Below are 17,081 nucleotides of genomic sequence, written 5' to 3'. Positions count from 1 at the left end.
AGTCCCTTGCCGTACCAAGGCGATCCCGCCCAAACCCACAGCGCCCAAACCCACAACGCCCAAGCCCAAGCCCAAGGCACCCAACCCCAAACTGCCGCCCGCTCCGTTACGGTGATTCCCGCCGTCGACCTTTACCTCGGCACGGTGACGATCCTGTCCAAGCTGGGCACGGCACGGTTCCGGCATCCGGAGGCACGACTCATCGCCCGGGCGCTTGCCCAGGCAGTACGACCAACACAATGGTGTGAGGCGTCAGGGACGCTGACGGTGACCGTGGCCGCGGTCGGTAAACGCGAAGGCCAGCAACGGCACTTCATCTTCCGCCAGGACGGTCAGGCCTAGATTTCCTCGTCCTCCTCACGGAATTCCTCGGTTTCATCGAGCGGGACCACACGTTCGTCGTCTTCGGGGGCGTCCACTTCCTCCACCCAGGCTTCATCTACTTCCTGGTCTTCGGCGTAGTCGTAGGCCGGGTCTGACTCGATGGTTGTCCGTTCCGGGTGCTTGGCGTGTGATTCGGTGGTGTCCATGGTGCAACCTCCGTCTCGTGGGCCGGTGAAAGCCCGATAACCGATTGCGGGGAGGGTCCCCGCCCCTGTCCTTCCATCTGAGCACCGGCCCACGCGAGGGTCAAGGAGGGGTTGAAATTACGGTGCACCGAACATTCCAGCTAAGGAATACCAGCCGAAAATCCCCGTCAATAAGCGGTAGTGTGGGGCGTGCAATGGGGCCGTAACTACCCCACCCAGCACAGGAGACAAAGTGCAGATGCACCAGGAATCCCATAACTCGTCGAGCCCCGCTCCGGACCCCACCCCTGAATCGGCAGCCCCCGAAAACACCGCAGCTTCACCAACGGCATCGGACATCAGGCGCTGGCGGCAGTACCTTGCCGATGAGCGCGCCGAGGCCGCCGTGTACCGCGAACTCGCCCAGCGACGTGACGGCGAAGAACGCCAGATCCTGCTTGCCTTGGCCGAGGCCGAAGGCAGGCACGAGGCCCACTGGCTCAAGCTCCTGGGGGAACACGCCGGGATGCCCAAGGCAGCTTCTGCGCGCAGCCAATTCCTGGGGTTCCTGGCCCGGAACTTCGGCTCCGTCTTTGTCCTCGCGTTGGCCCAGCGCGCCGAAGGCCGCTCCCCTTACGGCACCGAGCCTGCCGCAACCCCGGCCATGGTGGCCGATGAGCAAATCCATGAGGAAGTAGTCCGGGGCCTGGCCACGCGTGGACGCAACAGATTGTCCGGCACCTTCCGGGCAGCTGTCTTCGGTGCCAACGACGGCCTGGTGAGCAACCTGTCGCTGGTCATGGGCATGGCCGCAACCGGCGTACCCAGCCCCGTAGTCCTCATGAGTGGCGTGGCAGGACTCCTGGCGGGTGCATTGTCCATGGGCGCCGGCGAGTACGTTTCCGTCCGCTCGCAGAGGGAATTGCTGAACGCCACGTTGCCCACGCAGGCCACTCTTACGGCTGCGCCGTCCCTGGACATCGAACACAACGAACTGGTCCTGGTGTACCTGGCCCGCGGCATGACCCGGGAAGCCGCCGAACACCGAGCCGCGGAGCGCATGGGCTTGTTCAGCTGCGACTGCGACCCGAGCCTCTCCCTGCAGCCCGAGAAGCCGCCTGCCGATGAGCACGAATCCGTGGGCTCGGCGTGGGGCGCTGCGCTGTCCAGCTTCTGCTTCTTTGCCTCGGGCGCCATTGTGCCCATCCTTCCCTTCATTTTCGGCATGACGGGTGTGGCCGCCTTGCTGGTGGCAGGCGTTCTGGTGGGAATCGCGCTGCTGGCGACCGGCGCCGTCGTTGGCTTGTTGTCCGGAACTTCACCGCTGAGCCGCGGGTTGCGGCAGCTGGCCATTGGGCTGGGAGCCGCCGCTGCCACGTATGGGCTTGGGCTGGCGTTCGGCGCAGCAATCGTCTGAGTTTGGTCGGCTCAGTCCGCAGACCGTAATGTTGGTTCGTCCTCCGCGCTGCCCCGCGTGACCGGGGCATGAGGAATGGAGAACCGTGGACTCGGAGCGGGAAGCAACGCGTGCGCCAAAGCACCGGCGCACAGGATTCGCTTGGCGCGTCCTCCGCGGCGTCCTCATGGCCGGCATCGCTGCGGTGATCGCCGTCCTGGTGAGCGGTTTCCTGCACGGCGACCCTCGCATCACCGCACTCTTCCCGGGCGTCAGCGCGCCGGGCCTCCCGCAGGGCGGGCAGCCCCAACCGGTACCTGCGCGCGCCACTGACGCCCCACCCCCGGGCCTGGAGGAAGCCGATGCCCCGTTGGCCTCACCGCCCGCTCCCACGGTAACCAACGATTCGTACAAGTTCCTGGCCACGAACGACGACGGCACTCCCGTGGGGTACTCCCCTTGCCGGCCGCTTCACTACGTGGTGAACAAAGCGTCCGCGCCCGAAGGTTCAGATGCCCTGCTGGCCACGGCGATCGCCAACGTCTCCGCCGCTTCGGGAATCCAGTTTGTTGACGACGGCACCACGGACGAGCTGCCCGTGGACAGGCGCGAGCCGTACCAACCGTCCAAGTACGGCGACCGCTGGGCTCCGTTGCTGATTTCCTGGACCACGCCGGAAGCAGTCCCGGCGCTGGCCGACTCGGTGATCGGTACCGGCGGCAGCACCATGTACTCCCTCAACAACGGGCCCAAAAGCTACATCAGCGGCAGCCTGGAACTCGACACCCCGCAGGTGGCCGAGTTGCTCGCCAACGAGGAAGGCGCCGACTACGTCCTGGCAGTCATCCAGCACGAGCTAGGACACGTCATGGGATTGGACCATGTGGATGACCCCGTCCAACTCATGTATCCGGAAATTGGCGCGCCGGACGGACTCGCTGCGGGAGACCTGAACGGCCTGCACCTCCTCTCCGCGGCGCCCTGCCGCAAAGACATCTAGGCGCGTCCCTTTCCGGTAGTCCCACCTTCCAGCAGTTGCGCCATGGACTCGCAGCGGCGACGGACCTATGCTGGCGAATACGGCCGACGGCGGCGCCCCACCTCCCGTCGCAGCCGCCACGTCAGGGGGTTCCATGGAACCTTATGGGTCGTCCAAGTGGCCAGACCCTGATCCCCCTCGGCCTCATTACCTGCCTGCCGTCCCCCGTCCACCGGATCCCCCGCCCACCCGGGAGCCCATCAAGCACAGCAGCATCGCAGCCATCGTGTTCCTGCTGGGAATCCTTGGCCTGGTCTGCGCCGGAGCCTACTTCAGCGGTGAACTGCAACAATTTATGTCCGGATCATCGGCCGCACAGAGCCAGCCGGCCCGGCCTGGGCTGGTGCCGTTCGGCCAGCGCCAGGACCCCTTGCCCGGACTTGAAGAAGCTGACGCGCCACTGGGAACCCCGGCACCTTTGAACCGGACCAGTGGCTCGTACAAGTTCCTTGCCGTCAAGGAAGATGGAACCCCGCTGGCGTACTCGCCTTGCAGGCCCATCCACTACGTCGTGAATTCGGATCTGGCTCCCCCGTCATGGCAGCCCCTGGTGGACGAAGCCATCAGGCGGGCCAGCGTGGCCACGGGGTTGAGGTTCATCTATGACGGACCCACGTCCGAGGTGCCCTCCACCAACAGGTCCGGCTATCAACCCGACAGATACGGGGATCGATGGGCTCCAGTCCTCATAGCCTGGAGCACCCCCGAACAAGTGCCCCGCTTGACCGGCCAGACCGTGGGCCTGGGTGGAAGCTCCTCGATTGGCCTGAGCAATGGCTACAAGGCCTACGTGACCGGCACCGTGTCCTTGGATGCTCCCCAGTTCGCCGGGATTGTGGATACCTCCAGCGGCGAAGAGGTAGGCGTGGCTGTCATCATGCATGAGTTGGGGCATCTCTTGGGCCTGGACCATGTGGATGATCCGCGGCAGCTGATGTTCGGCGAAGCCTCATGGGTCCGCGAATACGCAGCCGGCGACAGAACCGGCCTGGCCCAGCTGGGCATGGGTCCCTGCAGCAAGGACTTCTGACGGCCGCCGGACTACCCTGACACTACAGCGAGCGCTTCCTCCACACTGTCCACCAGGAAAATCCTGTCCGCCATGGGCTTTCCTGCGGCGAGGCTTTGCAGCATGGGCCAGGCCGGGAACGTCCGCTCCCAATGTTCCCGCCCCACCAACACCATGGGAGTGATCGTCTCAGGCGCCCCGTAGTAGTTCTCGCAGGCGTCCTGGAAGATCTCCTGCACCGTACCGGCGGCACCCGGCAGGAAGACGATCCCGCCCTTGCAGAGCTCCAGCAGGATGGCTTCCCTGGTGGCGTTGGCGAAGTACTTGGCGATGTGGGTGGCGAACAGGTTGGGCGGTTCGTGTCCGTAGAACCACGTGGGAATGCCGAGCGTCGGGGTACCCTCCGGATGGCTTTCGACGACGGCCGCCGCCTGGCGCGCCCAGGCCGTCACCGAAGGCCTGAACCCCGGCACTGCGGCGAGCGCTTCCAGCGCGGCTGCGGAGCCGGCGTCGGGCAGTCCGCTTAAGTAGGCGCCCATGTTGGCCGCTTCCATGGCTCCTGGTCCGCCGCCCGTGGCTACGGCGAAGCCGGACCGCGCCAACAACCGGCCCAGGCGCGCGGCGTCCGCGAACTCTCGTGTACCGCGCTGGGCGGCATGTCCGCCCATGACGCCCACTATCTTTGTCCCGGCGAGCGCGCCGTGGTCCAGCAGTTCGTCCAGGGCATCGCCGATTGCGTGATCGTGCAGCGCAGCTGCGAGGGTGGCATCCAGGTTGCCCCGTTGGCCGGGCAGGATGCTCCACTGGTAGACCTGTGCGTCGAGGGTGGATTCGTACTCCGTAGAAGTGATGTCCGGGTAGAGTTCGGCGGCGGTGTACAGGCTGCCCCGGTACGGGTTGAAGGGAATTCCGTGCAGCGTGGGAAAGAGGAGCGCACCACGGCGGCGCAGGCTCTCTTCCACGCCGTCGTCGAACGTGCACCCCAGGAAGATGGCACCCTGGGCGTCCAAGGCCTTCAGTTCCCTTGAGTGGCCGCGAAGGTCCAGGGACTGGGCACGCCACCCGTTCATGGAATCGGCGCCGGCGGTGACCAGCTGGTCAAAGTGGACCACGGTTTCGACGTCGAGCGTCCGCGGACTCGGGTTCAAGGCTCCGGTGCGATTCATGGTTTCAGCGTAGTAGCGCGGCCGTTTGTGTGCGGGGCATCGGAGCGGTGCATCATGAAGCATGAAGAGTTCAGATGATGTACGCCCGCGCATCGGTGTCCCGGTCCGCCTGAGCAGTTCGGATACCCCGGACGCCCGGGTGGGTGAAGCCAACGAGCTCTTCACCTTCATCGTGGACCTGCTCCGCGAAGCGGGTGCGCGGCCAGTGCTGCTGACCCCGGTTTCTGCGGACAGTGCCGGGCGGCTGGCCACTGAGATGAAAGCGCTCGACGGCGTGCTGCTTCCGGGAGGAGGCGACCTCGATCCCCGCCTCTACGGGCAGGACCCGGACGAATCACTGTACGACGTGAACCCGGAGCAGGATCACCTGGACATGGACGTTGCCCGCGCAACCATCGATGCCGGGTTGCCGCTATTGGGCGTCTGCCGTGGCCACCAACTGTTGAATGTGCTGTACGGCGGAACGCTGATCCAGGATATGCAACCGTCCGTGGTGAACCACAATGGCTTGGATCCGCACCGCCCCAACGCCAGCGAATGGGCCTGGCATGACGTGCTCCTCTCTGCCGGTTCCAAGACCGCCGCGCTGTACGACTCGCCGGCCGGGACCACCATCAAGATCGCTTCGGGACACCATCAGGCAGTGGCCAGGGTGGGCGAAGGACTCAGGGTCACTGCACTTGCCGATGATGGGACCGTGGAGGCGCTGGAAGACCCCTCGCGGTGGGTGGTGTCCGTGCAGTGGCATCCGGAGGCGGCCCAGCTTCCTGATTCCGAGCGGTTGATGCCGTTCAAGAATTTCGTGAATGCGTGCCAGCCCCCTACCCAGGATGTGGGCCGAGGAGTACAGTAGCGCTCACTGCATCGCTTTCAGCCGTCTGGGAGTACTGCAGGGCATCACTCTTTCCAAAATGACGTCCGGGGGGCGTCGTAAGTTTGCCGGCTGGGGGGCCCAACATCTGCTCAAGGAGCATGGTTGTGGACCGTCCAAAATACGTTCGTCGTCATCCTCGTCATAAGACCCGATCCCCGCTCTTCAGCATCCGATCCTTCTCCAAACGCGTCCTTGGCATTCTCCTTGGGACAGCTTTGGTTTCCGGCGGACTCATCACTTCTACGGCAATCCCTGCAGCGGCCGCAGTTCCGCCCTGCGCCGGAACCGGCGGGGCCATGCAGATCGTGGCCCACACGGATGATGACCTGCTCTTCCTCAGTCCGGACTTCATGAGGGACATCCAAGCCAAGCGCTGCGTCCAAACGGTGTTCGCTACGGCGGGCGAGGCCGGTGAGGGAGCCACCTACTGGCGGAGCCTTGAATCCGGAATCCAGGCCAGCTACGCCAAAATGGCCGGTGTCGCCAATACGTGGACGACGTCCGATGCCGGGGTCCCGGGCCGTCCCTTGACCATGCGCACACTGACGGGCGCCCCCAACGTTTCGGTGGTGTACATGCGACTGCCGGACGGCTTCCCCAACGGCTTGGGCAGCGCCGCCTACAACAGCCAGAGCATCCTCAAGCTGTGGGACGGACGCCTGTCCTCCATCCGCCCGGTGGATAACGCAGCAACGTTCACCAAATCCCAGTTCCAGTCCGCGCTCAACCGCCTGGTGGCCAACTTCCAGCCAACGACGTTCCGCACCCAGGATTGGACCGGCAACTTCAACACCCCCTACGACCACAGCGACCACTGGGCCACCGCCAAGTTCGCCCAGCTTGCGACGCGCAGCTACACCGGTCCCCACACGTCCCTGGCCTACGACGCCTACGTCATTGACGAGTATGCCCAGAACGTGACCGGGGCCGAACTCACGGCCAAAGTGGACACGTTTGTCCGGTTCGCCGATTTCGACATGTACGTTTGCAGCAGCCCGGGCGAAGGGTGCCCTGATTCGCCCTACGACGAATGGCTGAAACGGCAATACATCACAGCCATCGAATGGGTGGGAAATGCCGCCAAATCGGCAGGCACCACCGTCACGGCATCATCGCAGAAGGCAACAGCCCAGAGTCCGGAGAAGGTCCGGGACGGTTACCACTGGGGCGCTCCCATGGACGCCACCCGTGAGTGGGTTTCAGCCGGCGAGAAAGCAGGAAGCTGGATCCAGTACACCTTCTCCCCCACACGAACCATCAACGCCGTCACGCTGTCCGATCGCCCGCTCCTCACCGATCAGATCACCGGTGGCAACCTGCAGTTCTCCGATGGCAGCACGGTGCCCGTGCCCGCCCTGCCCAACAACGGCTCCGGCCTCACTATCAACTTCCCTGCCAAGACAGTCAGCTCCGTCAGGCTCAACATCACGTCGGTGAGTTCCAGCACCACCAATGCGGGCTTGGCCGAGTTCGAGGCCTACCTCGGAACGGATAACGTGGCACCGGTGGTCACGCCCGCTCCTCCAGGCGGAACCTACGCCGTGGGTCAGACCGTCACCCTCACAGCCAACGAGACCGCGACGATCTACTACACCACCAACGGCAGCACTCCAACCACGGCCAGCAGCAAGTACACCGCTCCACTGACCCTGAGCGGTCCGCTGACCCTGAAGTACTTCGCCGTGGACGCCGCGAACAACTCGTCCTCCGTGGTCACCCAGACCTATTCCACGGGTCCGGACGTCACCAAGCCCGTGGTCACAGCCAATCCAGTCAGCGGCGCCTATACACCCGGCACCACTATCACGTTGACTGCCAACGAACCGGCGGAAATCCGCTACACCACGGATGGCACCGACCCGTTGACCGCCGGCCTTCTTTACAGCACGGCCATACCGTTCAACGGTCCCGGACCCATGACGTTGAAGTACTTTGCCCGGGACACTGCAGGAAACGTTTCCGAGGTTGCGACGCAGACCTATACCGTCCCGCCGGATACGGCTGCTCCCACGGTCACGGCCAACCCCACTGGCCGTGCCTTGGCCAGCGGCGCCACCATTGCATTGTCCGCCAACGAACCTGCCGCCATTTACTACACCACTAACGGCAGTGCACCGACGGCCACGGAGTCGGCCACCAACTTCAAGTACAACGCTGCCGCACCCATCACCATGGGCAGCTCCACCTTGGTGCTCAAGTACATCGGCGTGGATACTGCCGGCAACACATCGGCCGTAGGCACCCAGACCTATACCGTGCCCGCAGCCGGACCGCCGTCGGCCCATGACTTCAACGGGGACGGCCGCGCTGATGTCTTGGCGGCCGATACGGCAGGCAACCTGTACTTGTACCCCGGCAACGGCACGGGCGGGCTCCTTCCACGCCAAGTAGCCCTGGCCGCTCCGGCCTGGTCAACCATCACGGACACAGTTACTCCCGGGGACTTCAACAGGGACGGCAAGCCTGATCTGTTGGCCCGGGCGGGCGACATCCTGTGGTTCTACCCTGGTGACGGTGCCGGCAGCTTCGGTGCGCGGACACAGGTCAGCACCGGCTGGAGCACCATGACACAGCTCTTCTCCCCGGGCGACTTCAGCGGTGACGGCATCCCTGACTTCATCGGCCGCCGAAGCAATGGCGAGCTCCGATTGTATGAAGGCAACGGCACCGGAGGGCAGCGTACGCCGTACACGGTGGGGTGGGGTTGGGACGTCATGAACGCCATCTTCAGCACCGGCGATTTCAACGGTGACGGCAAGGGAGATGTACTGGCGCGGCGTACGGACACAGGCGCATTATGGCTATATCCGGGCAATGGAACCGGGGGCTGGCTGCAGTGGACGCAGATTGGGGCGGGCTGGGGAACCCGGACTGCGCTCGCCGGACCACGGGACCTTGACGGCGACGGTAAGAACGACGTCGTGGGCCGCATCGGAGACACTTTGTGGCTGTATCCCGGATCGGGAGGCGGAACGCTCACCAACGTGCCGCCGATCAGCCTCGGCACCGGCTGGCAGGCCATGAAAGTCATCGGCTAGCCAGCCCCAAGGACCTGGCGCGGGTCGGAGTTTTCCCCCAGACTCTTCGGCCCGCGTCAGCTATGTCCACCCTCTTCTACTTGGCAACCCTTACGGGTACGCCCGTCTCCAGAGATTCCTGAGCCGCATCCGCCACCTTGGATGCCGCCACGGCGTCTTCGGGAGTGCAAGGGTTCTTGCGCTGGCCCAGCACGAGTTCCACGAAGGCGGCCATCTCGGAGCGGTATGCCTGATCGAAGCGCTCGGCAAAGGTCGCGTGCGCGGTTCCGGTGGGGAAGGCGACTCCGGGCTCCGCCGAACGCAAGGCCATCTGCTGGTCCATTCCCACCAGCACAGAACGCTCCGAGCCTTGGAGTTCCAGCCGGACATCGTGCCCTGCCCCGTTGTATCGGCTGGCCGACACTGTTCCCACCGTGCCGTCGTCGAACGTGACCAAAGCCAAAGCGGTATCGACGTCGCCCACCTCGCCGATGGCGGGGTCGCCGTTATTGGAGCCCTTTGCGTAGACTTCCACGATCTCCTTGCCGGTGAGCCAGCGGAGGATATCGAAGTCGTGGACGGAGCAGTCACGGAACAACCCACCGGATGTCGCGAGGAACTGTACCGGTGGCGGGGCCATGTCGCAGGTGACTGCCCGCAAGGAGTGAATCCACCCAAGTTCCCCGGCCTCATAGGCGCGCTTGGCCTCCAGGTAGCCGGCATCAAAACGGCGCTGATGGCCGATCTGCACCACACCGGCTTTCTCGCGGATGTACTCAAGGACAGGGAGTGACTCCGCCACGTTCACGGCCACTGGCTTTTCGCAGAAGACAGGGATGCCCGCATCCACGCCGGCCCGGATGAGGTCCGGGTGGGTTGCCGTGCCCGTAGCGATCACCAATCCGTCCACTCCGGAGGCGATCAGCTCGTCCACGGAGCCCAGGAACTCAGCTCCGAGATCGCTGGCTACCGAACGTGCGTGTTCCTCCGCCACGTCCGTGAGCCTTAGCCGGACCTGCACACCGTCCTGGTCCAAGGCTTTGTTGAGCGCGCTGATGTTGTTCGCGTGCATCACGCCGATCCGGCCAACACCCACCAGGCCGAGGGTCACGTGCTTCGTCATGTTCTGTCTCCGTCAGTGCAGCAGAAGGTTGTCTCATAGGAGGGATTCCTCAGGCGAGACTAGACCTTGTTAGTTTGTCCTGTCAAACACCGTCAACTTTGCCATATACCGGCAGCCCGGGGGTTCCACGGTCCCCTTCGCAAATGGTCTTCCTACACAGCAAGGCGGCGGCCCAATGCCGCCGCCTTGCCTCACGCCGCCTTTATCGAGCAGTGACGTTCAGGGACGCTTCCAATGCTGCGTCGGCATCCCGCAGGACCTGGGCGGCAACCTCAAGCCCTTCGATGCGCCCCAGGGACACGTCCTCATGCTCGATGTTGACCAACATGTTCGGATCCACCTCGTGGAGAGCCCGGAGGAACTCGGTCCAAAAGGCGGTATCGTGCCCTCGGCCGAGCGCAACGAAGTCCCAGGCTGAGTTCCTGGGCCACTCGTTGGCCCATTCGTCGCCGCCCAGATTGGTGCGGTTTTCGTCGGCCGAGAGCCTGCGGAAACTGTTGTCCAGCACGCCGTAGAGCGCGGCATTCTCCGTGTTGACGCGCACGTCCTTGGCGGCCGCCTGGAAGACCAGGGGTCCCAGTTCGCGGACCACGGCTACCGGGTCCATCTGCTGCCAGAACAGGTGGGAGGCGTCCAGCTCCACTCCCACATGCGTGGCGCCGGTGAGCTCGATGAGTTTGTAGACGTCCGCCGTGTTGAAGACGATGTTCTGCGGGTGCAGCTCCAGCGCCACCTTGACGCCGTGATCAGCAGCGAGGCGGTCGGTTTCCTTCCAGAATTCCGCGGCCACTCCCCACTGGTAATCCAGGACGTCCAATGCTGCCGAGTTCCAGGCGTTGACCACCCAGTTGACGGTGGTGGCGCCCGGTTCACCACCGGGCAGGCCGGACATGGTGACCACACGGTTCTGGCCCAGGCGGCTGGCCAGGCGAATGGAGCGGCGAATGTCCTCCGCATGCTTTTCACCGATTTCACGCTTGGGGTGCAGCGGGTTGCCGTTGCAGTTCAGCCCGGCGATGGAAACGCCGGTGCCCTCGAAGATTCCCAGGTAGTCATCGCGGGCCGCGTCGCTTTCCAGGATCTGGTCAAAGGTGGGCACGTGCACGGCCGGGAGGAAGCCGCCCGTGTTGATCTCAATGCCCGTCAGCCCCAGGTCGGCAATGACCTTCAGCGCTTCGGGCAACGGGCGGTCGTGCAGGATCGCGTTGTAGACGCCGAGCTTCATAGCGTGATCTTCTTTCCGTTGTTGAGGGCGGACTCGGTGACGGCACCGAGGAGCTCCATGTTGCGGACGCCTTCGTCGAACGTGGCACATCGAGGCAGGGAAGACTCCGCGCCGAGGCCTGCGACCTCTTCGAGGAATGCCCGCGCCTGGTAGCCGAACGCGTCATTCTGGCCGAACCCAACTTCGGGGGCATCCATGGCGAGTCCGCCGGCGATGTAGGGGTGGCCCGGGCCAAGGATGACCTGGCGGTAGCCGTTGTCGTTCCCGGATCCGTCGTTCAGGAACAACTGGATCTCGGACGGGCGGCGCTGGTCGAACTTGGCCGCACCGTTCTCGCAGAAGACCTCGAACTGGAGGCTGTTGGCGTGACCAGCGGCAACACGGGAGACTTCGAAGCTGCCCGCGCCGCTGGCGAATTCTGCGTTGAAGGCCGCGTAGTCGTCGTTCTCCACAGCCTCGTAGGTGTCGCTGACAGCCACGTGGTCGTGGCCCATGACAGCGCTGAGCGGCAGGGGCCGCTTGTCGATCGCGGTGGTCAGGCGGCCGCCGCTGATGGACTTGATGTCGCCGCAGAGGAATTCGGAGACGTACGTCAGATGGCTTCCGACGTCGGCCAGCGCACCGGAGCCGGGCCCGCCCTTGTAGCGCCAGCTCATGGGTGCGGCGGGGCTGAAGCCATAGTCGGTCCAGTAACGGCCACTGAAGTGCAGTACGTTGCCCAGCGTGCCGTTGCCGATCAGGTCGCGGATGTAGGCGATGCCCGGGGTGCGGCGGAACGTGAAGCCGATGCGGGCGAGCGTTCCCCGGGCCTCCGCCGCACGGGCGGCGTCGGCCATGGCGCGGGCATCGTCCAGGGTATCGCTGAGCGGCTTTTCGCACAGGACATGCTTGCCGGCCGCCAGCAATCCTTCAACCACTTCGCGGTGCAGCGAGTTGGCGATGACCACGCTGACCACGTCAATGTCGTCAGCTTCGGCAATGGCCTGCCAGGACGTGTCGTTGCGCTCATACCCGAAACGGCGCGCGGCCAGCGAACCGAATTCGGCATTGACGTCGCCAATGGAGACCAGGCGGACTGGGGGCAGGACGGGGCTGTAGAGGGCAGATGCCGTGCGGTATGCGGCAGCGTGGGCCTTGCCGGCCATACCTGCACCGATGACGGCGACGCCGAGGCTTTCAGCCATTGATTTCTCCTTCGAAATTTCGCCGCCGCGTGGGGCGCTGTGCGGCATTTTGTAGCGCTACAATTTTTACGCTGGGTTTGATCGTAACTATGTCTATATGTCCTGTCAATGGCAGACCGACTATCCTCAAGAAGAGATACGAAAGGCACCGAAGATCCCCTTGAACAGCCCCGAAACGCAGAACAGTCCCCTCGGCCGACGTCCCACCCTGTACGACGTCGCCACCCATGCCGGAGTTTCGCCGTCGCTGGTTTCCCTGTTTCTCAAGGACCCGGAAAGGATCAGCGAAAAGCGGCGGGGAGCCGTGCAAAAAGCCATCTCCGAGTTGGGCTACCGGCCCAGCCGCGCCGCCACCACACTGGCCAGCACCCGAACCAAAAGCATCGGCCTGGTCATCGACGACTACCGGAACCTCTGGTTCGTCGATCTCCTCCGCGGCATGGAATCTGTCCTTTCAAACCTCGGCTACCAAGTGATGCTCGCGGACTCGCGGCCCGGCAAGAACCGCATCAAGGAAGCCACGGACGGCCTGCTCGCCATGCACGTGGACGCCCTGGTGCTCGCAGCCGAGCCCAGCGAAGCCATGCTGTCCACAACATGGGTTCCTACCGTGGTTGCCGGCTGGCGCAAGGGTGTCCCGGCAGGTGCCGACCTGATCACCAACGACGACGACGGCGGGGGCGCCATGGCCGCCAGCCACTTGCTGGAGTTGGGGCACGTCCGCGTAGGCCACCTCTCCGGTGCCGACGGCGCCTCCGCACACCGGCGGGCGGGTTTCCGCCGCGCTGTGGAGACGGCCGGCGTCGAGTCCATCATCAGCGAGTCCGACGGAACCTCGGAAGAAGACGGCTATACGGCAGCCTGCTGGCTGCTGGAGCACCACCCGGACACTACTGCGATCTTTGCGGCCAACGACACCATGGCGCTGGGGGCCTTTGCTGCGCTCAAGGCCCGCGGGCTCTCAGTGCCTCATGATGTTTCGGTGATCGGCTATGACAACTCCCCCTTGGCAAAGTCTCGCTACCTGGACCTCACGTCCGTGGACAACCGAAGCGACGTCGTGGGGATCGACGCAGCACACAGGCTGTTGGCACGGATCGAGGACCCGTCGCTGCAACCGGAGCGGAAGCTGATCGAGCCGACGCTGGTCCTGCGTGGCACGACGTCCGCCCTCCGGTAAAAACGACTCTGCCCGAAGCCACCAGGGCTCCGGGCAGAGTACTTTCAGCGAAAGCCTAGTGTTTCTTGCTGGGGCTCTCGGGGGCAGCGTCAGCCACACCCGCCACTTCGGCCTTCACTTCCTCAAGGGCGTCGGAGTGGCCACCGAGCTGCTCCAGCTCGTGGGCCAGTTCAGCCAGTTCGGCACCGCCGGCCATCTGGGCCGTCAGCTCATCCAGGGTGATGTCCTTCTTGTCGTAGTAGCCGATTGACTTGCCGCGTTTGAGCAGCAGGAACCGGTCGCCCACGGGGAAGGCATGGTGCGGGTTGTGGGTGATGAAAATGACTCCGAGTCCACGGTCTCGGGCCTGCAGGATGTAGCGGAGCACGACGCCGGACTGCTTGACACCCAGCGCAGCCGTGGGCTCGTCCAGGATCAGCACCTTCGCGCCGAAGTACACCGCGCGGGCAATCGCCACACACTGGCGTTCACCACCGGAGAGCTGGCCGATGGGCTGCTCTACGTCCCGGAGGTCGATGCCCATGTCCGCGAGTTCCTTCTTGGTGATGTCCTTCATCTTCTGGACATCCATGCTCTTGAACGGGCCAAACCCGCTGGTCAGCTCAGAGCCAAGGAAGAAGTTGCGCCAAATGGGCATCAAGGGGACGACGGCCAGGTCCTGGTAGACCGTGGCGATGCCGGCGTCCAGGGCTTCCCTGGGCGACGAGAACTTCCTGGCATCGCCCATCACATGCAAAGTGCCTTCGTCATGCTGGTGGAGCCCGGCGATGATCTTGATCAGGGTGGACTTGCCGGCGCCGTTGTCGCCCAGGACGCAGGTGACGCGGCCGTTGTCCACGGCCATGGTGACATCGCGCAGGGCGATGATATTGCCGTAGTGCTTACCCACGTTCTCCAGGGAGAGCAGGTGCACTGGTGTGTGCGTCAACGGGTCCTTCTCATCCTTTAGCAGGGTCTGTTGGTCAATCTGTTGTGCATTCATGGTTCGGGTCCTTTACTTGAGCTCTGCCCGGCGCTTGACGATCAGGTTCACGATGGTGGCCAGCAGGAGCATCAAGCCCAGGAAGAACTTGAACCAGTCCGGATTCCATTGTGCGTACACGATGCCCTTGTTGGCCATGCCGAAGATGAAGGCACCGATCGCGCCACCCACTGCCGAGCCGTAGCCGCCGGTCAGGAGGCAGCCACCGATGACCGCAGCGATGATGTACAGGAACTCGTTGCCGACGCCTTCACCGGACTGCACCGAATCGAAGGCGAAGAGATTGTGCATGCCCAGGATCCAGCCGCAGAAACCAACGGCCATGAAGAGGCCGATTTTGGTCTTCGTGACCGGGACGCCTACTGCGCGGGCCGCGTTGGCATCGCCGCCTACTGCGAAGATCCAGTTGCCTACCCGAGTGCGGAGCAGGATCCAAGAGGCTACCGCCACCAGGGCGATCCAAATGAAGACCGTGATCTTGACGTCCACGCCGCCAATGGACACCGATGAGGCGAACACGGCCTGCGCCGAGTCGAAGCCGTCCATGTTCGAGATCGACGGCGACGATACGGATCCGCCGATGAGTCGCGTGAGGCCGAGGTTGAGGCCGGTGAGCATGAGGAAGGACGCCAGGGTGACGATGAAACTGGGCAGTTTTGTCTTGACCAGGATCCAGCCGTTGATCAGGCCGATCCCCAGCGAAACGGCCAAGGCCAGGATGACCCCCACCCAGACATTGGTGGTGAAGTACCAGCTGAAGAGCGAGGCCGTGAGCGCCGAGGAGATGACGGCAACGCCCGTGGAAAGGTCGAACTCACCGCCGATCATCAGCAGGGACACGCCAACAGCCATGATGCCGATGGTGGAGCTTCCGTAGAGGACCGTGGCGAAAGCGTTCGGCTGGATGAACGTCTGCGAGACGGATGCGAAGAAGATGAAGAGGACGACGGCACCAACGAGGGCGCCGACTTCCGGACGGCCAAGGAGCTTCTGGAGCGGGTTGCGTTGTCCGACGCGCTCGTCAGCTGCGATTGGTTTTGCGGCGGTGGGGGTCATAGTCATGATGGTGTTCCTTGCTGCCGGGCCCGGTTTCCACCGGGCCCGGCGAGTCAGTGCTAGCGGATACCCTGCTCAGCGAACTTCAGGACGTCGGTGGCATTGGCCTTGTCGATGATGGCCGGGCCCGTCAGGACGGACTGGCCGCCGCCGATGGTGAAACCACCGCGCTTGTTCTGCCAAATGGCATCGATGGCGCCGTAGCCCTGCAGCCACGGCTGCTGGTCCACGGTGAACAGCACTCCGCCGTCCGCGATCTTTTGCGCCAGTTCCTTGTTCAGGTCGAAGCTGGCCACCTTGGCGGAGCTTCCGGCGGTGGACACGGACTTGATGAGCGTGAGGGTGATCGGGGCACCCAGGCCAATGATCACGTCGGCATCCTTGGAAGCCTGCAACTTCGCGGTTGCTGTCGATTCCACGGAGGTCATGTCCGCGCCGTTGACGTAGAGGATTTCCGTTCCAGGAACCTTCGCCTTAACACCGGCGCACCGGGCTTCCAGGCCTACGTGCCCTTGAGCCTGGATGACGCAGATGGGGTGCTTGAAGTTTTCCGCGGCCAGCCGCTCACCCACAGCTTCGCCGGCAAGCTTCTCGTTGGAACCGAAGTGCGTGAAAGCGCCAAGCTGCTTGGAGACGGACTCGCCTGCATTCAGGCTGACAATGGGGATTCCGGCTTCGGTGGCCTTCTTGAGCGAATCCTTGAGTGCGTCGGGAGTCGCCAGCGTGACCGCGATGCCATCAACCTTTTGGTCCACCGCTTGCTGGATCAACTGGGCCTGGCGTCCCGCTTCGGCATCGCTGGTGTACAGCAGCTCCACGTTGTCCTTGGCCGCGGCTTCTTCCGCACCCTTGCGTACGGTGTCCCAGAAGGTGTCACCGGGAGGGGCGTGGGTGATCAGCGCGATCTTGATGCGGTCGGTGCTCGCCACTTGGCCGGCAGCGGCTCCCCCGCCGGAATCTGCCGGCTTGCCACCTTGGCTGGAACAGGCGCTCAGTGCCACGAGGGGAACCACTGCTGCGACGACCGCCGCTGTGCGCCATGAGAATTTTGCCACCGTTATCTCCTTTGATTTCAGCTTCGGGCCTCCGGAGACTCGTATCCGGATGACCTACTACTCAGATCATGGTGACTCGCCTCACACTTTGTCAATAGTTTGTCCTGACATTAGGATGTTTTTACGTAATCTCCTCGAGTGGAAGGCTTGGCGACTCGGCCCGAGGAGGTTTCCTTGACCGTCGCAACCCGGCTGCTATTATCGGAAATAGGCAGTATGTCCTATCAAGAGAACATGAACGGACATACCCATCCCATCCGGCAGAG

The 17,081-nt window shown here is 63.9% G+C and carries 15 protein-coding genes; 7 read left to right on the top strand and 8 right to left on the bottom strand.

What is annotated here, in order from left to right; all coding sequences use genetic code 11:
- Positions 1-6 precede the first annotated feature (6 nt).
- Positions 7-342 (top strand): hypothetical protein, encoded by a 336-nt coding sequence (locus ACR30Z_RS05125; RefSeq protein WP_434371438.1) that lies wholly within the window; start codon positions 7-9, stop codon positions 340-342.
- Here the strand turns inward: ACR30Z_RS05125 and ACR30Z_RS05120 are convergent.
- On the bottom strand, positions 339-530 hold the full coding sequence (locus tag ACR30Z_RS05120) for a hypothetical protein (RefSeq protein WP_144647990.1): 192 nt from the start codon (positions 528-530) through the stop codon (positions 339-341). The two genes, ACR30Z_RS05125 and ACR30Z_RS05120, sit on opposite strands and share 4 nt — an antisense overlap.
- A 238-nt stretch (positions 531-768) precedes the next feature.
- Between ACR30Z_RS05120 and ACR30Z_RS05115 the strand changes: the two genes are divergently transcribed.
- The 3 genes from ACR30Z_RS05115 (at position 769) to ACR30Z_RS05105 (ending at position 3,974) form a co-directional block, all read left to right on the top strand.
- Positions 769-1,926, top strand: coding sequence for a VIT1/CCC1 transporter family protein (locus ACR30Z_RS05115; protein ID WP_144648082.1), 1,158 nt, complete (start codon positions 769-771; stop codon positions 1,924-1,926).
- An 85-nt stretch (positions 1,927-2,011) separates the two neighbouring features.
- Complete coding sequence (locus ACR30Z_RS05110; protein ID WP_434371437.1) at positions 2,012-2,905, top strand: matrixin family metalloprotease; 894 nt, start codon at positions 2,012-2,014, stop codon at positions 2,903-2,905.
- 67 nt (positions 2,906-2,972) lie between these two features.
- A complete protein-coding gene (locus tag ACR30Z_RS05105) occupies positions 2,973-3,974 on the top strand; it encodes a matrixin family metalloprotease (protein WP_434371436.1) in 1,002 nt (333 codons plus the stop codon).
- An 11-nt stretch (positions 3,975-3,985) separates the two neighbouring features.
- Here ACR30Z_RS05105 and ACR30Z_RS05100 read toward each other — a convergent pair whose 3' ends face one another.
- On the bottom strand, positions 3,986-5,119 hold the full coding sequence (locus ACR30Z_RS05100) for an LOG family protein (protein ID WP_434371435.1): 1,134 nt from the start codon (positions 5,117-5,119) through the stop codon (positions 3,986-3,988).
- Positions 5,120-5,180: 61 nt separating this feature from the next.
- Between ACR30Z_RS05100 and ACR30Z_RS05095 the strand changes: the two genes are divergently transcribed.
- Both ACR30Z_RS05095 and ACR30Z_RS05090 read left to right on the top strand, forming a co-directional pair.
- Positions 5,181-5,972, top strand: coding sequence for a gamma-glutamyl-gamma-aminobutyrate hydrolase family protein (locus tag ACR30Z_RS05095; RefSeq protein ID WP_434371434.1), 792 nt, complete (start codon positions 5,181-5,183; stop codon positions 5,970-5,972).
- A 119-nt stretch (positions 5,973-6,091) separates the two neighbouring features.
- Positions 6,092-9,031, top strand: coding sequence for a chitobiase/beta-hexosaminidase C-terminal domain-containing protein (locus ACR30Z_RS05090; protein ID WP_434371433.1), 2,940 nt, complete (start codon positions 6,092-6,094; stop codon positions 9,029-9,031).
- A 76-nt stretch (positions 9,032-9,107) separates the two neighbouring features.
- On the opposite strand, the gene ACR30Z_RS05085 is transcribed toward ACR30Z_RS05090, so the two are convergent.
- The 3 genes from ACR30Z_RS05085 to ACR30Z_RS05075 all read right to left on the bottom strand — a co-directional run bounded on the left by ACR30Z_RS05085 (position 9,108) and on the right by ACR30Z_RS05075 (position 12,542).
- On the bottom strand, positions 9,108-10,133 hold the full coding sequence (locus ACR30Z_RS05085) for a Gfo/Idh/MocA family protein (RefSeq protein WP_434371432.1): 1,026 nt from the start codon (positions 10,131-10,133) through the stop codon (positions 9,108-9,110).
- A gap of 202 nt (positions 10,134-10,335) precedes the next feature.
- Entirely contained in the window at positions 10,336-11,358 is a 1,023-nt protein-coding gene (locus ACR30Z_RS05080) for a sugar phosphate isomerase/epimerase family protein (protein WP_144647996.1), read from the bottom strand.
- The gene (locus ACR30Z_RS05075) at positions 11,355-12,542 is read right to left on the bottom strand and encodes a Gfo/Idh/MocA family protein (RefSeq protein WP_144647997.1); all 1,188 of its coding nucleotides are present in this window, start codon (positions 12,540-12,542) and stop codon (positions 11,355-11,357) included. The genes ACR30Z_RS05080 and ACR30Z_RS05075 overlap by 4 nt, the downstream gene beginning before the upstream one ends.
- Before the next feature lie 160 nt (positions 12,543-12,702).
- Between ACR30Z_RS05075 and ACR30Z_RS05070 the strand changes: the two genes are divergently transcribed.
- Entirely contained in the window at positions 12,703-13,722 is a 1,020-nt protein-coding gene (locus tag ACR30Z_RS05070) for a LacI family DNA-binding transcriptional regulator (RefSeq protein ID WP_244296430.1), read from the top strand.
- A 55-nt stretch (positions 13,723-13,777) separates the two neighbouring features.
- On the opposite strand, the gene ACR30Z_RS05065 is transcribed toward ACR30Z_RS05070, so the two are convergent.
- From ACR30Z_RS05065 to ACR30Z_RS05055, 3 genes are read right to left on the bottom strand one after another with little or no spacing between them, the layout of a single operon-like run.
- Complete coding sequence (locus ACR30Z_RS05065) at positions 13,778-14,704, bottom strand: ATP-binding cassette domain-containing protein (protein WP_144647999.1); 927 nt, start codon at positions 14,702-14,704, stop codon at positions 13,778-13,780.
- A 12-nt stretch (positions 14,705-14,716) separates the two neighbouring features.
- Positions 14,717-15,766, bottom strand: a complete 1,050-nt coding sequence (locus ACR30Z_RS05060) for an ABC transporter permease (protein ID WP_144648000.1) — start codon at positions 15,764-15,766, stop codon at positions 14,717-14,719.
- A gap of 53 nt (positions 15,767-15,819) precedes the next feature.
- The gene (locus ACR30Z_RS05055) at positions 15,820-16,815 is read right to left on the bottom strand and encodes a substrate-binding domain-containing protein (protein WP_144648001.1); all 996 of its coding nucleotides are present in this window, start codon (positions 16,813-16,815) and stop codon (positions 15,820-15,822) included.
- Between the last annotated feature and the right edge of the window lie 266 nt (positions 16,816-17,081).

Source organism: Paenarthrobacter sp. FR1, assembly GCF_051106045.1.
Taxonomy (GTDB): domain Bacteria; phylum Actinomycetota; class Actinomycetes; order Actinomycetales; family Micrococcaceae; genus Arthrobacter; species Arthrobacter nitroguajacolicus_A.
The sequence above is the reverse complement of the archived record's forward strand: the minus strand, read 5'-3'. Positions and strand labels throughout refer to the sequence as shown.

Coding starts and splice junctions, on each gene's coding strand:
- ACR30Z_RS05120 (WP_144647990.1), bottom strand. CDS start 530: ATGGACACCACCGAATCACACGCCAAGCACCCGGAACGGACAACCATC.
- ACR30Z_RS05065 (WP_144647999.1), bottom strand. CDS start 14,704: ATGAATGCACAACAGATTGACCAACAGACCCTGCTAAAGGATGAGAAG.
- ACR30Z_RS05075 (WP_144647997.1), bottom strand. CDS start 12,542: ATGGCTGAAAGCCTCGGCGTCGCCGTCATCGGTGCAGGTATGGCCGGC.
- ACR30Z_RS05100 (WP_434371435.1), bottom strand. CDS start 5,119: ATGAATCGCACCGGAGCCTTGAACCCGAGTCCGCGGACGCTCGACGTC.
- ACR30Z_RS05115 (WP_144648082.1), top strand. CDS start 769: ATGCACCAGGAATCCCATAACTCGTCGAGCCCCGCTCCGGACCCCACC.
- ACR30Z_RS05090 (WP_434371433.1), top strand. CDS start 6,092: ATGGTTGTGGACCGTCCAAAATACGTTCGTCGTCATCCTCGTCATAAG.
- ACR30Z_RS05060 (WP_144648000.1), bottom strand. CDS start 15,766: ATGACTATGACCCCCACCGCCGCAAAACCAATCGCAGCTGACGAGCGC.
- ACR30Z_RS05085 (WP_434371432.1), bottom strand. CDS start 10,133: ATGACGAAGCACGTGACCCTCGGCCTGGTGGGTGTTGGCCGGATCGGC.
- ACR30Z_RS05105 (WP_434371436.1), top strand. CDS start 2,973: ATGCTGGCGAATACGGCCGACGGCGGCGCCCCACCTCCCGTCGCAGCC.
- ACR30Z_RS05080 (WP_144647996.1), bottom strand. CDS start 11,358: ATGAAGCTCGGCGTCTACAACGCGATCCTGCACGACCGCCCGTTGCCC.
- ACR30Z_RS05095 (WP_434371434.1), top strand. CDS start 5,181: ATGAAGAGTTCAGATGATGTACGCCCGCGCATCGGTGTCCCGGTCCGC.